Consider the following 3,133-nt stretch of genomic DNA (forward strand, 5'->3'; position numbering starts at 1 on the left):
AGTAAATTTTACAAAAATCGTCTATAAAACTATATAATTCTGTGATATCTTTTTTCATGCCTGTGTTTATTTTTTTTTCCAAAAAAACATTTATCACAGACATTAACTCCTTGCAACTCCTATATCTCCTTTATTTTTTCTTATCCCTTATCCCGAATTGACGTAATTACTATCTGAACAAGCAAATACTTCAGAATTTTGCGAGATTAATTCCTCAAAAAAATTTCTGAAGAGTTGGGAAACAGCTGCTATAAGAAAAATCTACCAATTTACCCCACAAGGACTGGCTAATAGTGTTCATGCTTTTAGTCAATTAAAAGACAGGCAACCTTCACAAGAATTTTTGAAATGTTGGCAAAAAGAGGCTATAAATAAGATAAAACTCTTTAAAAGCCAAGAATTGGCTATTAGTATGAATGCTTTTGGTAAATTAAAGCTACAGCCTTCAAAAGAATTTTCGAAAGTCTTGCAGATAGAGGCTATAAATAAAATCAATGATTTTAATGCCCAGGGATTGGTTAATATTATCTATGGTTTTGGTAAATTAAAGCTACAGCCTTTAAAGAACTTTTTGAATAGTTGGGAGAAGGTGGCTATCAATAAAATTGACAAATTTAATACACAAGGACTGGTTAATATTATCTGTGCTTTTGGTAAATTAAAGCTACCACCTTCAACGAATTTTTTGGAAAATTGGGAGGCGGTGGCTATCAATAAAATTAACGAATTTAATACACAAGGACTGACTAATGCTATCTATGCTTTTACTCAATTAAAGGTACAGCCTTCAAAGAACTTTTTGAATAGTTGGGAGAAGGTTGTTATAAGTAAAATCGATAAATTTAATGCACAAGAGCTAACTAGTATTATCTATACTTTAGGTCAATTAGAGGAACAATCTTTAGAAAATTTATTGAAAGTTTGGCCGGAAGCAGCTGTAAAGCAGATGAAAAACTTTAGTAGCCAAAATTTGGCTGTTATTATCTGCGCTTTGGGTAAATTAAAAGTGCCGCCTTCAGAGGATTTTTTGGAAAATTGGGAAAAGGCGGCTATCAATAAAATTGACGAATTTAATACACAAGATCTAACTAATATTATCTATACTTTTAGTTCATTAAAGGTACAACCTTTAAAGAATTTTTTGGAAAATTGGGAAAAGGCGGCTATCAATAAAATTGACAAATTTAATGCCCAAGGTCTGGCTAATGCTATCTATGCTGTGAGTCAATTAGAGGATCAATCTTTAGAAAAATTCTTGGAAGTTTGGCAAGAAGCGGCTGTAAAGCAGATACAGACCTTTAACAGCCAAAATTTAGCTAATAGTATATATGCTTTGAGTCAATTAGGGGTTCAACTTTCAGCAAAATTCTTGGAAGCTTGGCAGGAAGCGGCTGTAAAGCAGATAACAACCTTCAATAGTCAAAATTTAGCTAATAGTATGTATGCTTTAAGTCAACTAAAAATACAACCTTCAACAGAGTTATGGGAAGTTTGGCAGGTAGCGACTATTGGTAAAATCAATGAATTTACTACACAAGAACTAACTAACAGTATTTATTCTCTTACTATACTCTCTGCGTTAACACAAAATAATTACCTATCAACAGTGAAAGTCTTACGAGATGCAATAAACAAACTTGACTTTAATCAGTTGTCTATAGAAGGGGTTATACAAATTTGGACAGGAACAAATTTGTTGCAAGCATTATTTAATAATCAATTATTAGAGGAAGAGAAGTATAAAAGTATTAGCGAAATAATAAATTCGAATCCATTAAATCCGATGACATCAAATTTACAAGAATCTATGTTTAAGGCTATTGCTAATAAATATAAAGGCACACCAACAAAAATCTGTTCAGAATACTGGATACCAGAATTAGCTACTAGAGTAGATATATGTGTTGTGTTTGAAAATAATGAAAAATTAGTAATACAGATAGATGGACCTTCTCATTTTATTGGCAATGGTAAGCAACATAATGCCGCAACAGAAATTAATACTCTCTTTTTAAACATACTAGGTTATACGACAGTAAGGATACCTTATTATGAGGTGAATGCTGAAAATAGTAAGATAGACATTCTAATGCAACTATTCAAATGTATAGATAATTTCACAACTTCTGAAGAAACAATGTCTGACTCACATTCATCATCAAATAATTCTGAGTTATTTTCAGAAGTACCATTAAGTGCAGAAGATAGTTCTTATTTTGACAACAAAATTACCAATTAGATTAGGTTATGCAAGAGGTCTATTTTTTTATTTTGAATTTTCTCTACTATTTATAATTAATTGGGGCAATAATTTAAAAAATCTTACATGTGATATAAGAAATTTATTTTACGTAATCTACTGGCTATGCTAGCTTGTTTGTGTTATTATTTCCTAATAAAGTTTATAATAATTTTTAATATGACAGTAGAATTTTTTGATAATATATCAACCAAAAAAACTAATATTGTTAAAGATAACAATAAACCACCAAGAATGAGGATAGGTACCGATGAATTCTATGACTTGCTAGTTAATAGTGATGTCTTTGTTGATAAAAGTCTAATGATCAAAGAATTATTGGAAGATAGTGGTAAGGTTATATTGATCACTAGACCAAGGCGTTGGGGTAAGAGTTTGAATATGAACATGCTCCAGAAATTTTTTGAGATAGAGGTGGATCAAAATGGCGTTCCTTTACCTATAGAAGATAGGGTTAATCGCATTCTCTTTATCGGTGGGGAAATCAATTTAGGTATTAAAGGAAAAAGGCCTTTAAAGATTAACAGTAATGAATATGCCATGACTCAACAAGGTCAATTTCCGGTGATTTCCATAAATTTTAAAGATGTTAAAGGCAGTAATTACCAAGAAATTGAAAGTGGGATAAAAAATCAAGTAACTAATTTATTTACAAACCATCGATACTTAAAGCGTTATATAACAACAGATGAAAAATTACTAGATGAGGCACAAAAGGAAAAGTTAAATCGATATTTTACAGGAAAGCTTGATAAGGAAGACTTAAAAGATAGTTTACGGGTTTTGAGTGAAGTACTGTACAAACATTTTGGTCAAAAAGTTTATATATTGATCGATGAATACGATACGCCGATCAATAGTTCGTACATTGAA

2 protein-coding genes are annotated in these 3,133 nt (G+C 30.9%); both read left to right on the plus strand.

The annotated features are described in order from the left end of the window. Nucleotides 1-343: 343 nt before the first annotated feature. Complete coding sequence (locus RiCNE_RS06670) at nt 344-2,239, plus strand: RAP domain-containing protein (protein WP_094649785.1); 1,896 nt, start codon at nt 344-346, stop codon at nt 2,237-2,239. Nucleotides 2,240-2,419: 180 nt separating this feature from the next. Continuing rightward, nucleotides 2,420-3,133: AAA family ATPase (locus RiCNE_RS06675; RefSeq protein ID WP_157905710.1), on the plus strand; the 714-nt coding region annotated here is incomplete at its 3' end.

It is taken from the genome of Rickettsia endosymbiont of Culicoides newsteadi (assembly GCF_002259525.1).
GTDB lineage: Bacteria > Pseudomonadota > Alphaproteobacteria > Rickettsiales > Rickettsiaceae > Tisiphia.